The sequence below is a fragment of the Mesorhizobium loti R88b genome, from assembly GCF_013170845.1.
Classification (GTDB): domain Bacteria; phylum Pseudomonadota; class Alphaproteobacteria; order Rhizobiales; family Rhizobiaceae; genus Mesorhizobium; species Mesorhizobium loti_B.
This window is the reverse complement of the sequence record NZ_CP033367.1, coordinates 2,528,208-2,545,150: the sequence shown is the minus strand read 5'-3', so window position 1 is coordinate 2,545,150 and position 16,943 is coordinate 2,528,208. Positions and strand designations below refer to the sequence as shown.

General features: G+C 62.3%; 17 protein-coding genes. 12 read left to right on the top strand and 5 right to left on the bottom strand.

The window, feature by feature from the left end:
- Positions 1–15: 15 nt before the first annotated feature.
- Positions 16–1,548: an MFS transporter gene (locus tag EB235_RS12245; RefSeq protein ID WP_032925529.1), complete on the top strand. Its 1,533-nt coding sequence runs from the start codon at positions 16–18 to the stop codon at positions 1,546–1,548.
- Positions 1,549–1,550: 2 nt separating this feature from the next.
- Here EB235_RS12245 and EB235_RS12240 read toward each other — a convergent pair whose 3' ends face one another.
- From EB235_RS12240 to EB235_RS12230, 3 genes are read right to left on the bottom strand one after another with little or no spacing between them, the layout of a single operon-like run.
- Complete coding sequence (locus tag EB235_RS12240) at positions 1,551–1,865, bottom strand: nuclear transport factor 2 family protein (RefSeq protein ID WP_027030723.1); 315 nt, start codon at positions 1,863–1,865, stop codon at positions 1,551–1,553.
- Positions 1,865–2,641, bottom strand: a complete 777-nt coding sequence (locus EB235_RS12235) for an esterase family protein (RefSeq protein WP_027030724.1) — start codon at positions 2,639–2,641, stop codon at positions 1,865–1,867. The genes EB235_RS12240 and EB235_RS12235 overlap by 1 nt, the downstream gene beginning before the upstream one ends.
- Before the next feature lie 3 nt (positions 2,642–2,644).
- Positions 2,645–3,811 carry an ATP-grasp domain-containing protein gene (locus EB235_RS12230; protein WP_027030725.1) on the bottom strand — a complete coding sequence of 389 codons (1,167 nt, stop codon included), beginning with the start codon at positions 3,809–3,811 and terminating at the stop codon, positions 2,645–2,647.
- A 511-nt stretch (positions 3,812–4,322) separates the two neighbouring features.
- Between EB235_RS12230 and leuA the strand changes: the two genes are divergently transcribed.
- The 4 genes from leuA (at position 4,323) to EB235_RS12210 (ending at position 9,769) form a co-directional block, all read left to right on the top strand.
- On the top strand, positions 4,323–5,999 hold the full coding sequence (gene leuA, locus EB235_RS12225; protein ID WP_027030726.1) for a 2-isopropylmalate synthase: 1,677 nt from the start codon (positions 4,323–4,325) through the stop codon (positions 5,997–5,999).
- Between the two features lie 274 nt (positions 6,000–6,273).
- The gene (locus EB235_RS12220; protein WP_027030727.1) at positions 6,274–8,049 is read left to right on the top strand and encodes a tetratricopeptide repeat protein; all 1,776 of its coding nucleotides are present in this window, start codon (positions 6,274–6,276) and stop codon (positions 8,047–8,049) included.
- A 209-nt stretch (positions 8,050–8,258) separates the two neighbouring features.
- Positions 8,259–9,059, top strand: a complete 801-nt coding sequence (locus EB235_RS12215) for an alpha/beta fold hydrolase (RefSeq protein WP_027030728.1) — start codon at positions 8,259–8,261, stop codon at positions 9,057–9,059.
- Positions 9,060–9,154: 95 nt separating this feature from the next.
- Positions 9,155–9,769 carry a hypothetical protein gene (locus tag EB235_RS12210; protein WP_027030729.1) on the top strand — a complete coding sequence of 205 codons (615 nt, stop codon included), beginning with the start codon at positions 9,155–9,157 and terminating at the stop codon, positions 9,767–9,769.
- On the opposite strand, the gene EB235_RS12205 is transcribed toward EB235_RS12210, so the two are convergent.
- Positions 9,753–10,682: a metallophosphoesterase family protein gene (locus EB235_RS12205; protein ID WP_027030730.1), complete on the bottom strand. Its 930-nt coding sequence runs from the start codon at positions 10,680–10,682 to the stop codon at positions 9,753–9,755. The two genes, EB235_RS12210 and EB235_RS12205, sit on opposite strands and share 17 nt — an antisense overlap.
- A 71-nt stretch (positions 10,683–10,753) precedes the next feature.
- Here EB235_RS12205 and EB235_RS12200 point away from each other — a divergent pair, with 71 nt between their 5' ends.
- Complete coding sequence (locus EB235_RS12200; RefSeq protein ID WP_027030731.1) at positions 10,754–11,251, top strand: NUDIX domain-containing protein; 498 nt, start codon at positions 10,754–10,756, stop codon at positions 11,249–11,251.
- A gap of 179 nt (positions 11,252–11,430) precedes the next feature.
- The gene (locus EB235_RS12195; protein WP_027030732.1) at positions 11,431–11,913 is read left to right on the top strand and encodes an ABZJ_00895 family protein; all 483 of its coding nucleotides are present in this window, start codon (positions 11,431–11,433) and stop codon (positions 11,911–11,913) included.
- A 12-nt stretch (positions 11,914–11,925) separates the two neighbouring features.
- Here the strand turns inward: EB235_RS12195 and EB235_RS12190 are convergent, their stop codons facing one another.
- Positions 11,926–12,915 carry a glutathione S-transferase family protein gene (locus EB235_RS12190; protein WP_027030733.1) on the bottom strand — a complete coding sequence of 330 codons (990 nt, stop codon included), beginning with the start codon at positions 12,913–12,915 and terminating at the stop codon, positions 11,926–11,928.
- A 266-nt stretch (positions 12,916–13,181) separates the two neighbouring features.
- Here EB235_RS12190 and EB235_RS12185 point away from each other — a divergent pair, with 266 nt between their 5' ends.
- The 5 genes from EB235_RS12185 (at position 13,182) to EB235_RS12165 (ending at position 16,931) form a co-directional block, all read left to right on the top strand.
- On the top strand, positions 13,182–13,706 hold the full coding sequence (locus EB235_RS12185) for a GNAT family N-acetyltransferase (protein ID WP_027030734.1): 525 nt from the start codon (positions 13,182–13,184) through the stop codon (positions 13,704–13,706).
- Positions 13,707–13,888: 182 nt separating this feature from the next.
- Positions 13,889–14,650, top strand: coding sequence for a 3-hydroxyacyl-CoA dehydrogenase (locus tag EB235_RS12180; protein WP_027030735.1), 762 nt, complete (start codon positions 13,889–13,891; stop codon positions 14,648–14,650).
- A 93-nt stretch (positions 14,651–14,743) separates the two neighbouring features.
- Positions 14,744–15,526, top strand: coding sequence for a HugZ family protein (locus tag EB235_RS12175; protein WP_032925531.1), 783 nt, complete (start codon positions 14,744–14,746; stop codon positions 15,524–15,526).
- 154 nt (positions 15,527–15,680) lie between these two features.
- Positions 15,681–16,025 (top strand): ArsR/SmtB family transcription factor, encoded by a 345-nt coding sequence (locus EB235_RS12170; RefSeq protein ID WP_027030737.1) that lies wholly within the window; start codon positions 15,681–15,683, stop codon positions 16,023–16,025.
- A 102-nt stretch (positions 16,026–16,127) separates the two neighbouring features.
- Positions 16,128–16,931, top strand: coding sequence for a TrmH family RNA methyltransferase (locus EB235_RS12165; protein WP_027030738.1), 804 nt, complete (start codon positions 16,128–16,130; stop codon positions 16,929–16,931).
- Positions 16,932–16,943 lie beyond the last annotated feature (12 nt).

The following is a 16,943-nucleotide window of genomic DNA, read 5'->3' as shown; positions in this document are numbered from 1 at the left end:
CAGATAGGAAAATCCATGACCTTGAAGACCACAACCGGCTCGGCCGAGAGATGGCTCGTGCTCTTGTCCGTATGCCTTGCCGCGATGACGATGCCGTTGACCTTCACCGGTCCGGCCGTCGCGCTCTCCCGTATCGCGGCCGATCTCGGCGGCAGCCCGATCGCGCTCAACTGGGTGACCAACGCCTTCATGCTGACCTTCGGCGCCAGCCTGATGGCGGCAGGTGCGCTGGCCGACAACCATGGCCGCAAACGGCTCTTCCTGGCGGGCCTCGGCCTCTACGTGCTGGCTTCACTGGGTGCCATGCTGGCGCCTGATATCGTCTGGTTCGACATGTGCAGGGCCGCGCAAGGCATCGGCGCGGCCGCCGCCTTCGCCGGCGACGCCTCGGCCCTTGCCCAGGAATTCGAAGGACCGCTGCGGCTGCGCGCTTTCTCCTTCCTCGGCACCAGTTTCGGCACCGGCCTTGCCTTCGGCCCGATCGCCTCGGGCCTGCTCATCTCCGCATTCGGCTGGCGCTCGATCTTTGTTCTGGTCGCAGCGCTCGCGGTTGCCGCGGCAAGCCTCGGCCTGCGCACCATCACGGAATCGCGCGATCCGGATGCGACCGGCCTCGACTGGGCGGGTGCCGGCACTTTCACGAGCGCACTGGCCTTGCTGACCTATGGTGTCTTGCAGGCGCCGCAGAGCGGTTGGGCTGATCCCCTCGTCATCGCCCTGCTCGTGGCGGCCGCCCTCTTCTTCGCCGCGTTCGTTATCGTCGAGCGGCGCGTGTGCCGGCCGATGCTGGATCTCACCCTGTTTCGCTTTCCCCGCTTCGTCGGCGTCCAGTTCCTGGCGGCGGCACCCGCCTATGGCTTCGTCGTCCTGCTGGTGCTTTTACCGATCCGCTTCATCGGCATCGAAGGGATGAGCGAGATCAAGGCCGGGCAATTGATGATCTGCCTGTCAGGGCCGCTGCTGATCCTGCCTCTGCTTGCCGGCCAGCTGGCGCGCTGGATCGCTCCGGCCATGATCTGCGGCGCGGGCCTGCTCATCGCCGCCGGCGGCCTCGTCTGGCTGAGCCTGACACCACCCGTCGCCATCGCACTGGTCGCTCCGCTGGTGCTGATCGGTATCGGCATCGCTTTGCCCTGGGGATTGATGGACGGGCTTGCCGTCAGCGTCGTGCCAAGGGAGCGCGCCGGCATGGCGGTCGGCATCTTCAACACCACCCGTGTCGCTTGCGAGGGTGTGGCGGTGGCAATCGTCATGGCAACCCTGTCAGGCTTCACCGCAGCACAGCTCTCCGCTCAAGGAGCGTCCTTCAGGGATGCGACCGCAGCGGCGCAGCTGCTGGTGACCGGCAATGTCGCTGAAACGGCACAACATCTGCCGACGGCCAGCGCCATGGTTCTGGTCCAAGCCTACGAAACAGCGTTCGACAGCCTGTTGATCGTACTGGCGGCAATCACCGTCGTCACCGCCCTTGTCGTCTTCCTCGGCCTGCGTCGCGGATCGGCGTCGGAACACGAGGCCGTCCCGCTGCCGGCCGGCCAGGAAGGCTAATGTCAGGTGATGACGAGGCTCGCTATGTGGTCGCCATCCAGCGTGAAAGTCATGTCGCCCTCGCCATTGAAGCCCTTGCCTTTGACGGCGATACGGACGCGATAATTGCCGTCCGCCGGCGTGACGCTGACGATGCTGAGATGGGACCTCACGCCGATGTTGTCCGACTGGTTCCAGCGCGCGATCTCGTCGCGGCCCTGGAAAGACCGCCCCCAGTCGGTCAAGGAAGCGTCGTCGGCAAAGGTGCCAAGAAAGGCTTCCGTGTCGCCTTCGTTGGTGGCCTCGACAAAGCGACGGATAGGTTCGGGTGTCGTCATCAGTCTAATCTGTGCATCAAATCGTCATCCAGCCAGCGGCCGAAGAAATAGACCAGTTGCTTGTGCCACCATGGCCAGTCATGGCTGACGTCGCCGCCCCAATAATCGACCCAGGCGGGAATCGACTTGTCGCGCAGGATCTGTTCCAGCCTGCGCGTCTCGACCAGCATGCGTTCTTCCCAGGCGCCCTGCCCGCAGCAGAAGATCAGCCTCAGCGTCTTCAGCCGGGCCAGCAGTTTCTGGTCGACGATGCCGGGCAGATAATCGAGTGGTGAGTTGTAGAAAATGTCGCCGTCCAGCGCCTTGCCGAAGAAATCGCGGGCCGAATAGACGCCCGACAGCGAGATGACGCCGCTGGCGAGTTCGGGAAAACGGAAGACGAAGTTCGAGGAGTGGTAGCCGCCCATCGAACAGCCTGAAAACAGCGGCTTCAGCTTGCGCCCGCCATTGGCGGCCGATGCGGTGGACAAGATTTCCGGCAGTGCATCCTCGCGCACATAGCGGAAATAGGCCTCGTGGCGGGCGATGCGATGCGCGGCATCGACATGCTTGTTGAAGAAGGATTCCGAATCGATGCCGTCGACCGTGAACAGCTGGATACGGCCGGTGTCGATGAACTCGCCCAGCGCGCCGACGCCGCCGGAATCCTCGAACTGGTAGAACCGCCCCTGCGAGGTCGGGAACACCACGACTGGCCGGCCGGCATGGCCGTAGCGCTTGTATTCCATGTCGCGGCCGAGAGTGCGAGCGAAGGCCTTGTGATAGGAAATGTCCATGGCTCAAGCCTTTTCCGCATGGATATAGGCAACCGCCTCGCGCAGTTCCGCCTGATCCTTCGAGCGCATCTGATAGGCGTAATTTCCCATGGCGCGGCTGAAAACCTCTTCTATCGGCTGATGGTGGACGATCTTGTCGCGGTGCGCCGCTAGCACGTCCTCATGGCTGTGCAAATAGTGGAGGCGCCGCTTGCGGCTGGCATAGGCGGTGAAATACTTGCCCTCATAGGGTCCGCCGGCGGCGTCCTTGACCACCATGTCGGCCCAGGCCGCATAAACATCGATGTCGAATGTGTAGTTGATGGCGTCGGTCATCCAGGCGCCGGGCGGCCGCATGTTGACCTCCAGCGCGATGACGCGGTCGTCCCTGGTTTCGAACAACTCGATGTGGAAGAAGCGCTCGCGCACGTCGAACGCCTTCAGGATCTTGCGGCCGGCCTCCTCGATTGCCGGCCTGACCCGGGGAAAGCAGGTGTAGCTCATGTGGCGGTCCTTGTTGACCACCTCCATGATGCTCTGGTCGTAGCGGTGGCTGGCCGCCAGCACCACCTCGCCGTCACGGTTGACCAGCCCGTCATAAGTCACCACCAGCCCTTCGATGAACTGCTCCATGACGAAGGTCACGTCCTCGGGCTTGTCGCGGAAGAACTGGTCGAGCTCCTTGGCGTTGGAGATCTTGAAGGTGTTGGAGGCGCCCGAGCCCGAATCCGGCTTCACCACCACGGGGTAGCCGACGCGGCGGATGAAGGTCATGGCGCCGGCACGGTCGGAGCATTTGCGCTGCGCGATGGTCTCGACACCGCTTTTGCGGAAGAAGGCGCGCATGCGGCTCTTGCGCTTCAGATTCTTCACGAAATCGAGCTTGGTGCCGTAGATGTTGAAGTCGGTGCGGATGTTGGCTTCCAGCTCCAGCCAGTGCTCGTTGAGCGATTCGAAGCGGTCGATGCGGCCCCATTTGTGAATGAAATGCCCTATCGCCCGGAACACAGCATCGTAGTTCTCCATGTCGGCGATGCGATAATACTCCGACAGTGCCGCCTTCAGTCTGCCGTCCAGCGCATCGTAGGGCGCGTCGCCGATGCCGAGCACGGTGGCTCCAGCTTTTTTCAGCCGGTCGCAGAAATCGGCGCCGTTGGCTGGAAAATGCGGCGAGAAGAACACGAAATTCATAGACAATCCCCTCTCGGTGACGAAGCACCGCAGCCCCGCCGGCAGCCAAGTCTGGCGCATTTGCGGCGCCTGGGGAAGAGCACCTGCATTAGGGATAATGTTCAACAGATTCAGCCCCCGCTTGCCTCCAACAGGCCGCTCCTGTATGAGGACCGGCATGAACACGCGCGCCATCACCGCTTCCCGTCAGACCGGCTTTGCCGGCGAGACCGTGCGCGCGCTTGCCTCGACCCTGCTTCTTCTCGGCCTTATCGGCGATCGCCGGGTTCGCTGAAGGAGCGCCCGGCGGTCGAACCGCCGCGCAAGCGCACGCTCCTTGCCAAGTCACATCAAGCGAACGAAATTCTGGTAAAGGCGTCGCTCGCCATCAATCCGCTGAGGTGGATCCGTGAGCCGCCGGGAGAACAAGACGATGAACGCACGAGAAGAGATCCGTCCTGATGCCACGGTAACCGGCAAGGATGCGGCGAAGGGCAGGCCTGAGGCGGCCCATGGCATGCAGAACCGGGGCATGCCGGACGCCGCCCGTAAATATCAACCCTATCCAACCGTTGGCCTCACCGACCGCACATGGCCCTCGAAGGTGATCGACAAGGCGCCGATCTGGTGCTCGGTCGATTTGCGCGACGGCAACCAGGCACTGATCGACCCGATGGGCCATGAGCGCAAGGCGCGCATGTTCGGCCTGCTGCTCGACATGGGCTTCAAGGAAATCGAGATCGGTTTCCCCTCGGCCTCGCAGACCGACTTCGACTTCGCCCGCTGGTGCATCGAGCAGGGCAATGTGCCTGCCGATGTGTCGCTGCAGGTGCTGGTGCAGTGCCGGCCCGAACTCATCACCCGCACCTTCGAGGCACTGAAGGGCGCCACCAACCCGATCGTGCACTTCTACAATTCGACCAGCGAATTGCAGCGCCGCGTCGTCTTCGAAAAGGACGTCGGCGGCATCAAGCGCATCGCCACCGACGCGGCCAAGATGATTACCGACATGGCGGCCAAGGCCGGCGGCGGCTATCGCTTCGAATATTCGCCGGAGAGCTTTACCGGCACGGAGCTCGAAGTGGCGCTGGAGATCTGCAACGCCGTCACCGAGATCGTCAGGCCGACTTCAGACAACAAGCTGATCATCAACCTGCCGTCGACGGTCGAGATGTCGACGCCCAACATCTATGCCGATCGCATCGAATGGATGTGCCGCAATCTCGACGCCAGAGAGAACCTGATCATCTCGCTGCATCCGCACAATGACCGCGGCACCGGCATCGCCACCACCGAACTCGGCCTGATGGCGGGTGCCGACCGCGTCGAAGGCACGCTGTTCGGCAATGGCGAGCGCACCGGCAATGTCGATATCGTCACGCTGGCGCTCAACATGTACACGCAAGGCGTCGACCCGGGCATCGACTGCTCCGACATCAACCGGATGAAGGACGTCTATGAATATTCGAACCAGCTGAAAATCTCCGAACGCCATCCCTATGTCGGCGAACTGGTCTACACCGCCTTTTCCGGCTCGCACCAGGACGCCATCAACAAGGGCATGAAGGCCCTGAAAAAGGCCAACACGACGGTGTGGGAAGTGCCTTACCTGCCGATCGACCCGGCCGATGTCGGCCGCAGCTACGAGGCGATCATTCGCATCAACTCGCAGTCGGGCAAGGGCGGCATCGCCTATGTGCTGCAGGCCGATTACGGCCTCAATTTGCCGCGCAATCTGCAGATCGAGTTCAGCCAGGCGATTCAGGCGATCACCGACGCCGAAGGCAAGGAGGTCCCAGTCAAGCGCATCCACGATCGCTTCCTCGAGACCTACATCGACCAGCCCGGCGCGCGCCTGAAATTCCTCGACCATCACACCTATCCCGATACCGAGGTCAAGGGCCGGCGCGTGGTCGAGGCGATCATCGTCGACAATGGCAAGGAAGTGACCATTACCGGCACCGGCACCGGCCCGATCGACGGTTTCGTCGATGCGCTGTCGCGCCATGTCGGCGTCGAGATGTCGGTGCTCGATTATTCCGAGCATTCCATGCAGCGCGGCTCGAATGCCTCGGCCATTTCCTATGTCGAAATGGAATATCCCGGTGGCAAGCTGTTCGGCGCCGGCATCAACACCAACATTGTCGCCGCCTCTCTTGAAGCGGTGACTTCGGCCGCCAACCGCATCGTTGGCGGCAAGGCGCGCTGAGCAATTCCAGCGTCTGCATGTCATCGGCGCGAGAGGTTCGACTGGCTCTCGCGCCACGATTTTTCGAGCTTGAACAAGGCCTTGGCCTCAACCAGCTGGTGATGTTGACGGCGCGCTTTAGCGCGCCGCTTCATAGCCGACTTCGGCCGGGCCATTAACCACCGGAAAATTATCGGTTAGGTACGCGATCGCATAATGGCCTGTACACTTGTGTGGCGGTGCAGGCCCTATATGATTGCGCCTCAACCTGTGCCGACTTCGAGAGGATCGACACTTGCAGCATGCGACGCCTGCCGCCCCCGCAGTGCGCGAGACACTGGAACGACTGCTTGCCAGCCAAACGTTCGGAAGATCCGAGCGCGCGCGCAAGCTGATCCGTTATCTTGTTGAACGCGAGCAAGCTGGCGAAGCCGATAGGCTCAAGGGCTTTTCCATCGCCATGGATGTCTTTGGCAAAGACGGCGATTTCGATCCGTCGACCGATGCCGTGGTGCGGGTGCAGGCAGGCAGGCTGCGCGAGTTGCTGCAGCAGTATTTCGCCAATGAAGGCGTCGCCGAACCCGTCCGCATCGCCATTCCACGCGGCGGTTACGTGCCTGCCTATGAGCTCAACGCGATCCGTTTGCCGGAAGCGGTGAAGCCCGCCGAGCAGACGGAAGCGACAGCAGCCCCATCCGAGCACTTCGGTGCCGCCGACGACACCATTGCGCCCGTTGCGTTGCTGGCGCCGCCGGTAGCGCCGCTCCCCTCGGTGGCACGCCATCTCAGATTCTTCTGGATGGCGATCGCCGTGGTCATAGCCATGCTCGGCATTCTGATCTTGCGTCAGGGCAGCGGCGCGCTGTTGGCAGGCGGCGACTTGCCCGCTACGCTCGCGACCGCCGGCCAAGCCAGCACCGTCGTACCATCGGCGATCGCCGAATCCCTGCCGCTCGTCTATATCGACGTCAAAGCCGACGGTGCCGATACCAGCCGTGTCGCCGCGTCGCTGCGCGCCGGCCTGAGCGGCTTCGATACGATCGACTTCATCGGTCGCGATACCATCAACAGGCATGATCCCGCCACCGAGGCCACCAGCTTCATCTTCGACATTCTGCCTGGCCCGAATGCCGGCGACATTACGATCGAACTGCAAAGCGTGGCGTCGGGGCGGGTGCTCCTTTCACGCAATCTCACGCCGGCCGACAGCGCCCCGACCACTGTCGAGGACCGCGTTGCCGACATGCTGAGCTCTGCACTTCCCGCCTCGGGCACGATCTACAACTATATCGAGCAGACTGGCGCGCCAAATGGCCTGACCGAATGCCTGCTGCTCAACGACAAATATTATCTCGATCAGAATGCCAGAACCCACGAGGCCGCTTATCGCTGCCTGGAGACGTTGGCCAATTCCGGGGCAAAATCCTCGCTCGTCTATTCGGAACTTGCATCTCTGCAGGTTGAAGCGGTCGCTGATCACTATGTCTATCCGCCCAATGCAACGATCGAAAAGGCCGTCGAGTTTGCCCACCGCGGCGTGCAGATGGGGCCGACCAGCCCTTATGCGCACCGCTCCTATGGCTACGTCAGTGCGCGCCTTGGCAATACCGACGAAGCGATCCGCTGGATGCGCAAGGCCTATGAACTCAATCCCTATGATCTCGGCATGGCAGCCGCTTACGGCTACGGGCTGATCTTCGCCGGGCGCTACGCGGAGGGAACGCCGATCCTTACCCATGCGGCCGAGACGTTCAGCGGCCACTCGACATGGTGGGACTACGGCCTGTTCGTTGGTGATTTCATGCTGGGCGACATGAACAAGGCCATCGCGGCCAGCATGGCATTGAGAACCACGGCAACGAAATCGCATTATCTGGCGGCGCGTCTGATCGGCGCCAAGGCGGCCGGACAGGACCATCTGGTGACCACGCTGCTGGAAGAGCTGAACACCAAATTCCCCAAATTTGCCGCCGATCCGCGCGCGACCTTCGTCGAGCGGAAATATCCCGCCGACCTGACCGACCGGCTGGTCGAGGCCTTGCGCGCCGCGGGGCTCGGCAACCCGAGCTGACGCCAAGCAACATCCACGGCTCGGCGCGCCGAGCCATTGTCGGTTTCATAAGATGCAACCATCGAATACCGGTTAGCCGGCGAGTTTTGTCATCAACCGTACAAATCGCGAAAACTTTACTGGCCTTAGCACTGGGCGAGGAGCAATTCAGCCACAATTGCAATCCGGTTCCGCAGTTTTCCCAGTCCCGCAACAAGCCCCCAGTCTTCATGATTTCATCGCTTTATGCCGTCGAACAAGGTGCTGGTTCGAAGACCATCGTTCTGCTGCATGGTTTCGGCGGCAGCCACGATGTCTGGCGCGAGGTGATCGCCTCGCTGCCATCCTCTACGCGTACCCTGGCTTATGACCTGCCAGGCCACGGACTGTCGTTCGGTTTCCCAGACGCCGGTCCTGCCAAGGTGGCCGCCAGGGCGGTTCTCGCCGATCTGTCGGCGCGAAAACTGAAGCGCGTTCATCTTGTCGGCCACTCGATGGGCGGCGCGGTGGCGATGCTGATGGCGCTGGCCGAACCCGCGAAGATCGCCTCACTGACCCTTCTGGCTCCGGGAGGCCTTGGCCCCGAGATCAATGGTCCGCTGCTGCGCCGCTACGCCAGCGCCCGGAATCCGTCCGAGATCAGAGACTGCCTTGTCGCCATGTCCGGCCCTCACAGCCAACCTCCGGAACGTATCGTGGACATGCTCTGCGAGATGCGTCGGCGGCCCGGCCAGCTGCAGAAACTTGACGAAATCGCGGCCGCCATGACCGCTGATGATCGGCAAGGCGTTATCCCGCGTGACCGTCTCGACGGGCTGAACATGCCTGTCATGGTGGTGTGGGGTGCCGACGATATCGTGCTGCCCTCCACCCAGGCCGATGACCTGCCGGCGCATTTTCATGTGCATCATGTGCTGGAGGCCGGCCATATGCTTGCCGAGGAAGTGCCCGATCTGGTCGCCGATATCGTTCGCCGCAACATGAACCGTCGTGCCAAGCCGCAGCGTCCGAATTTAGCAGCCACTGGCTGACTTTTTCGCCTGTTCCCGGACACATCGATCTCACAGTGCATTTTGCCGGCGGCTGTGTTAACCCCGTGTTAACCAAACCCGCGAGGCAGACGCCGATGAAGGACGCAGGCGAAAGGATCGACCAGTCGAAAAAGCTGTCCGATGCCATCCGTGATGTGAAGAACGCCTTCGCCGACCGCGACGATGTCGTCGTCGACATGCGCGAGGCGCACCGCATGCGTCTCGATCTGCTGGCCGCCGAACTCGCGCCGGTCTTTGCCGATGTTCCCACCGACATGGACAATTTCGACTTCGTCGTTTCCTCAGGCCTGCAGCCGCGACTGTGGATCGATGCTGTCAGCCATGTCGCGATGGGGCGCGACCGCCGCACCTACCGTTTCCTCAAGGACACCCGCATCGGCCGGGTGGTGCTCGCCGAATCGACCGAGATGAAGCCCGTTGTCGATCAGGTGACGCGCTATGTCGCCGAGCGCGTCGTCGAACGTCAGCGGATGATGGAGGGCGGGGTCGAGCCGGCTGTAGCCGGCATGAAACGCGCCGGCGTGCTTGAAGCAGAGCCGCCACTGCGGGTGGCGACGCGCAGCAAGGGCTGGTCGGCCTTCTTGTCCGGCCTTGGCCTGATCGCCGCCGGCGCCCTGGTCGGCCTGGCGGTGTCAGTCGTACTGTTCTGGGACCGTATCGTGGCCTTGGGGCTCAGCTTGCGGCCATAGAAGCGCCGGCCTCCACGCCGAGTTCCAGCGTCTGCAAATCCGACGGCGGTGTTGCCGGTCCGGTCAGTCCGCGCCGTGTCAGGCGGATGCGCCAATTGCCCTTTTCGCCATCGATATCGAACAGATTGTACTGCGCTGCCGGATGCTTGCCGCCCGGCGCCTGGCCGGCGGCGGCGACACCGACCACCGGAACCTTGGCGCCACGAGCCCCGATCTGGAACAGTGACGGCAGATGCGAATGACCATGCAGCACGAGCTCCGCACCGCGCTGGCGCACAACTTTGTGGAAGCGTGAGATGCCGAACAGCCGCTTGTGCTGCGAGACGGCACCACGCACCGGCGGATGGTGGATCATGATCGCGCGAAACAGACCTTGTCCGGCGGTGTCGCGCAGGATCTTGCCGAGCCGCTCTGCCTGGCCCTCCATGAAGAAGCCATTGGCCATGAAGGGTGCGGTGGCGCGCGCCGTCGAGACGCCGATCAACGCAACATTGCCGCGCACGCGCAGATAGGGAAATGCGTTGCGGTCGACCGGCGTGTTGATGCCGTCGCCGCTCATCCAGGCCGCCCATGAGCGGCAGACCTTGTCAAAGGCGCCGGGCACATAGGCGTCGTGATTGCCCGGAACAACCGAGACATCGTGTGGCGATCCCAGCGTCTCCAGCCAGTGTTTGGCCATCTCGATCTCCCCGTCGAGCGCCAGATTGACCAGGTCGCCGGTGACGGCGAGATGGTCGGGGCTTTGCGCCTTGATGTCGGCGGTGATGGCGTCGATGACGGCATCATGCATGTGGCGGCGGCGGTTGCGCTGCCAATTGACGTAGCCGAGCACGCGCTTGGAGGCGAGATCGCGATAGGATACATCAGGGAGCGGCCCCAGATGGACATCGGAAATATGCGCGAGCCTGAACATGTTTCTTTCATAGGCGACACGCGCCCTTCTTTCCACAACAGCTTGGCTTTCCACCCACGGTTTCGCTAGCAATGACGAACGATGCAGAAGCCGATTTTCGCCAGACCGGCTGGCCGGGACTGCGAGCCAGGTTGTTTCACCTCTATTTCGTGCTGCGGCGGCCAATGACGCTTGGCGTGCGCGGCCTGATCCACGACGCCGCATCCAACTCCATCTTCCTCATTCGTCACACCTATGTTCCCGGCTGGCAGCTTCCCGGTGGCGGCGTCGAGGTGGGCGAGACGATGGCCGACGCATTGGCGCGCGAGCTTGTCGAGGAGTGCAACATCGCCCTGACCGGCCTGCCAGTGCTGACGTCGATGCATTTCAACCGCCGTTCCAGCCGGCGCGATCATGTCGGCTTCTACGTGATCGAGCACTTCAGCCAGACAGCGCCAAAGCAGCCGGACCACGAGATCGCCGAGGCCGGCTTCTTCCCGCTCGATGGCTTGCCGGAGGGAACGACACCGGCAACACTGCGGCGCATCGCCGAGGTTTTCAGGAGCGAACCGGCGTCGCCTTACTGGTAGGCCAGAGAACTTAGCCGCTTCGATACCTTTCGGCGACGGTATAGCGGCACCGGCGAATTGCACAGACTTTCAAAGCGATCCGGCTTGTCCCTACCGCTGATCTCTGGAATACAACTTACTTGGCCTGAATATTTTATTATTTAACTCTAATATTCCACTATGTTTCCCCGGAGAGCCGAATGACTATCGAGAAAACGCAATCGGCCAATGTATGGCCGTATGTCGGGATTTATATCCTGACCACGATCGCCCTATCGATAGCTCTCATCGTCTTCGCGATGTTTTTTCCGTCCTTGTTCGAAAGCGCGGGCAAGGCCATGAATTTCGTCATAAACTTCATCTCGACCATGACGGCCTATTCGTTCTTCGTAAAACGAAACGGGCGGCTTTTCAGCCGGCAGGAATACTGGAAAATCGTATCGTTTTCGACGATAGCCGCCTTGCTTTTCTCGGCGCTGCTGCTCGCGTTTTCATTCGCGGCTGGCGCTATACCTGGAGATGCCGCTGGCATTCCGGCCTATGTCTGGATCTTGATCCTCGCCTTCGCTGTCCTGCTTGTTTTCGGCCTCAACGCCGCCGGTTACTCCAACCGGTTCGGAAACACCTTGTTGAAAGCCCATCGCGCAAGACAGACGCCGCTCGATACCAAGCCTTTCCAGTAGGAACCGCGGCCTTCACGCCGCCTTTCTGAACCTGCCCCGGTCATGCCGCGCACCATAGTCCAGTTCCGGCCCTACAGGCACGATCCGCGTCGGGTTGATCGTTTCGTGGCTGGCGTAATAATGCGCCTTGATGTGATGCAGGTTCACGGTCTCGGTAACACCAGGTACCTGGTAGAGGTCGCGCAGATAGTTCGACAGGTTCGGATAGTCGGCGATGCGGCGCAGATTGCATTTGAAATGGCCGACATAGACCGGGTCGAAGCGCACCAGCGTGGTGAACAGCCGCCAGTCGGCCTCGGTCAGGCGGTCGCCGGCGAGATAGCGTTGCGTCGATAGCCGTTCTTCCAACGCGTCGAGGGCCGAGAACAATTCGCCGAAGGCTTCCTCATAGGCGGCCTGCGTGGTGGCGAAGCCAGCGCGGTAGACGCCGTTGTTGACGGCGGGATAGACCAGCGCGTTGATCGCATCGATCTCGCCGCGCAAGGCTCGCGAATAGAAATCAAGGCTGGCGTCGCCCCATTCGTCGAAGGCTGAATTGAGCATCCGGATGATTTCGGAGGACTCGTTGGAGACGATGGTCTGTTCCTTTTTGTCCCAGAGCACCGGCACCGTCACCCGGCCCGAATAGGCGGGATCGGCCCTGGTGTAGATCTGGTGGAGGAAGTCGAGGCCGTAGAGCGTGTCGCCGGTAGCGCCGTCCTCGGCGAGAAACGTCCAGCCATTGGCGCCCATGAAATGGTGCACCACCGACACCGAGATAATGCCGTCCAGCTTCTTCAACGCGCGAAAAATCAGCGTCCGGTGCGCCCAGGGACAGGCAAGCGAGACATAGAGGTGATAGCGGCCGGGTTCCGCCTTGAAGCCGCGGCTGCGGCCTTCGGCGGGTGTTCCGTCGCGCGTGATCCAGTCGCGCCACTGCGACTGCGCCCGCACGAATTTGCCACCGCTGTCCTTGGTGTCGTACCAGCGATCCTGCCATTTGCCGTCGACCAGCAATCCCATGCAATGTCCTTTCGCGTTTCCACCTCATGTAGAGCGCGATGCGGCAAGTCGGAATCACCAAGGACTGAACAGATCGTCAATCGGTAGGGCCAGCGAACGGGTTGATTGCAGCAGTCGAAAATTGATGCTAGCGGACACACCGCATGTTCGACTTTGCTTTGATCCGGTTTGACCGACGACGAAAGGGCGCCCGCGCTTGATGAAGCGCTGACTGGCGAATGCTGCCGTTTGCAGCGACCTATCCTCTGTACCGGAACGCAAAGACCATGAGCCTTGCCGACGTGAAATACCTGCCGGAAACCCCGGCGCACGACATCCAGATCGAAACAATCAACGACGAAGCCTTCGGGCCCGGCCGTTTCGTGCTGGCCGCCTACAAGATCCGCGAAGCCGGCGGCCACGAGCGCGCGCTGTCCTTTGTCGCGGTCGACGGCGACCTCGTCGTCGCCTCGGTGCGCATGACGCGCATCGCCGCCGGCGCCGGCCGCGCGCTGATGCTCGGACCGCTTGCCGTGCGGCCGGCCTTCAAGAATCTCGGCATCGGCCGCCGGTTGGTGGCGATAGCCCTCGAGGCGGCCGCCAAGGCCGGCGCGCCCGCCGTCATACTGGTTGGCGACGAGCCCTATTACGGGCCGCTCGGCTTCAAGCGCATCCCGCGCGGCCAGATTTCAATGCCGCGCCCTGTCGATCTCGATCGCCTTTTGTCGCACGAGATCACGTCAGGCGCGGTTGCCAGGCTCACGGGCGAGGTCTGTCATGCCAGCCAGGTCAAGGTTGCCGAGCATATCTAGAGCAATTCCAGGAAAAGTGTGAAACGGTTTTCCGTCCGGAATTGCGTTAAAGCAAAGGGTTACATGGCTTGACCTTGCCCGGCGATCCGGGCCTGATCCGTCCCTGCTCTCTTGGAGCAATTCCAAGAAAGGTGTTCAGCGCTTTCGTGAAATTATGAATTGCTCCGGGAAAGGATGACGCCATGAATCCGAACGGCCAGATCGCGATCGTGACCGGCGGCGGCTCCGGCCTTGGCGAGGCAACCGCGCGTGCGCTTGCCGCCAAGGGTGCGCGCGTCGCCATCTTCGATGTCGGCATCGACCGCGCCGCCAAGGTCGCGGCCGAGATCGGCGGCATTGCCGTCCAGTGCGACGTCAGCAGCGCCGACAGTGGCGCCGCCGCCGTCGCCGAGGTGGCGAGCAAGCTGGGCGAACCACGCATCCTGGTCAACTGCGCCGGCATCGCCATCGGTGTGAAGACGATCGGCAAGGATGGGCCGCATCCGCTCGACCAGTACCGCAAGGTGATAGAGGTCAATCTGATCGGCACCTTCAACATGATCCGCCTCGTCGCCGACCGCGCCGCCAGGCTCGAGCCGCTGCAGGGCGGCGAGCGCGGCGTCATCGTCAACACCGCGTCGGTTGCCGCCTATGACGGCCAGATCGGCCAGGCCGCCTACTCCGCCTCCAAGGGTGGTGTGGTCGGCATGACGCTGCCGGTGGCGCGCGACCTTGCCCGTTCCGGCATTCGGGTCTGCACCATCGCCCCTGGCATCTTCAAGACACCGATGATGGCCGGCATGCCGCAGGAGGTGCAGGATTCGCTGGGGGCCGCCGTGCCCTTCCCGTCCCGCCTTGGCGAGCCATCCGAATATGCCGCCCTTGCCCTCCACATCATCGAGAACCAGATGTTGAATGGCGAGACCATCCGCCTCGACGGCGCCATTCGCATGGCGCCGAAATAGCACTGGCCGCCGAAATGGCACTGGCAGTCGTCGGAAAGACCGAATCCGGCCTGTAGCACCGACAGGCGAAAACAAATTGTGGCGAGCGTTTTGATGCAGCAAAATCAAAACAAGGACGTGATCCGCGAGACCGACGCCCAGGCGATCCGGCTGGCGAAGACGCTGCTGCGCAGTGCCCGCTTCGGTGCGCTGGCGGTGCTGGAGCCGCGGACCGGGTCGCCGCTGGCAAGCCGGGTCGGCGTGGCAACAGACATCGACGGCACGCCGCTGATCCTGGTGTCGATGCTTTCGGCGCACACGCCGGCCTTGCTTGCCGATCCACGCTGCTCCCTGCTGCTTGGCGAGCCCGGTAAGGGCGACCCGCTGGCGCATCCGCGCCTGACGCTGATCTGCCAGGCATCGCGGCTCGAGCGCGGATCGGACGCGCATGCTCGCGCCGAGCGTCGCTATCTCAACCGCAATCCCAAGGCGGGCCTCTATGCCGGGCTGGGCGATTTCTCGATCTTTCGCCTCGAGCCGCAACGCGCCAGCCTCAATGGCGGCTTCGGCAAGGCCTATCTGCTGGGTCGCTCCGATCTCGTCACCGGCGGACCGATTATCGAAGAGCTTGCGGCGAGCGAGCAATCCGCCGTCGAGCATATGAACGCCGACCATCTCGACGCGATCGCCGTTTATGCACATCATTTTGCCGGGGCGCCCAGTGACGGCTGGATTATCGCCGGCCTGGACCCAGACGGCATGGATCTGGTGTCGGGGGACAATGTTTGCCGGGTATTCTTCCCGCAACCCTTGGCATCGGCACGCGAATTGCGGCCCGTTCTGGTCGACATGGCCAGGAGTGGCCGGGCTGCTGGGCAGGCAGATAGCGAGACTTAATTGTATTTGATCAAAAGCAACGCTTGAGATTTGAACGAAATGTTCTAGGCTTTAGGAGTGGCGCTGACTCGTCGGTCGCCTTTCGCAGTGAATTTATGGATTCAGACACCATTGCCCCCATGGTGTCTCGATGAGCAAACAGCATGGGGCATTCATGGTCTCGACAAAGCTAATCGCCAACGCCGATTCGGCAGCCGAATTTCTGATGCTGATGGGCAACGAAAAACGGCTGCTGATCATGAGCTATCTGATCGACGGCGAAATGTCGGTCGGCGCCATCGCCGAAAAGGTGATGCTCAGCCAATCCGCCCTCTCGCAGCACCTAGCCAAGCTGCGGGCGCTCGACCTCGTGGAAACTCGCCGCGACCGTCAGATGATCTACTACTCCTGCAAATCCGATCCAGTGCGCGAACTGCTTGCCACGCTGGAGGGTATTTTCGGCGGCGGCAGGGACGACCTGTCCCATATGGCACAGAGATTGCGCCGCGCCGGGACTTGACCGAACGCTCGTACGGCCGCTTACCTCGCTGACGATTTCCGGAGCGTGGCTTGTGTGTCTTCCCGACACACGAACCGCGCTCTCGATCTTTGAGCGGTGGATATGGACCCAATTCGCATTGACGACCCTCGGGATTTTCGCGTCGCCGCCTATCTCGATATCCGCGAACGCGATCTCGCGGGCCGGCAAGGCCGCTTCGTCGCCGAAGGTAAGGTGGTGCTCGACCTGCTTTTGTCGTCCGGCCGCTTTGGCGCCGAATCCGTTCTGGTCCTGGAAAACCGGCTGGACGGCCTGAAGGATGTGCTGCGCAAGGCGCCCGCGGAGCTACCGGTCTACGTCGTCGCTAGCGCGGTCATGGATGCGATCGCCGGCTTTCACATGCATCGCGGCATCCTGGCCATCGGCCGCAAGGAAACACCGCAGCCGGCCGGGTCATTGCTGGATGCCTTGCCCGACCAGGCCCTGATCGTGGTGCTCGTCGGCATCGCCAACCATGACAATATGGGCTCGATCTTCCGCAACGCCGCTGCCTTCGGCGCCGATGCTGTGCTGATGGACGCAACATGCTGCGATCCGCTCTACCGCAAGGCGATCCGCGTTTCGGTCGGCGCGGCGCTGAAATTGCCGTTCGCGTCCTTCCCCGACACATCGGGCTTTGCGGCGACGCTCGCCGAACGCGGCTTTGAGCAGTTCGCGCTATCGCCGCGTGGACAAACCGAGATACGCGATGCCAAGCCCGCCAGGCGCCTGGCGCTCTATCTCGGCACCGAGGGCGAAGGCTTGCCCGAAAACCTGCTCGCGCGCCTGCAAACCGTGAGGATCACCATGTCGAAAGGCTTTGACAGCCTGAACGTCGCAGCCGCGTCAGCAATCGCCCTGCATCATTTTTCGCAGCGTCAGGCATGACGGCCCAAGCGG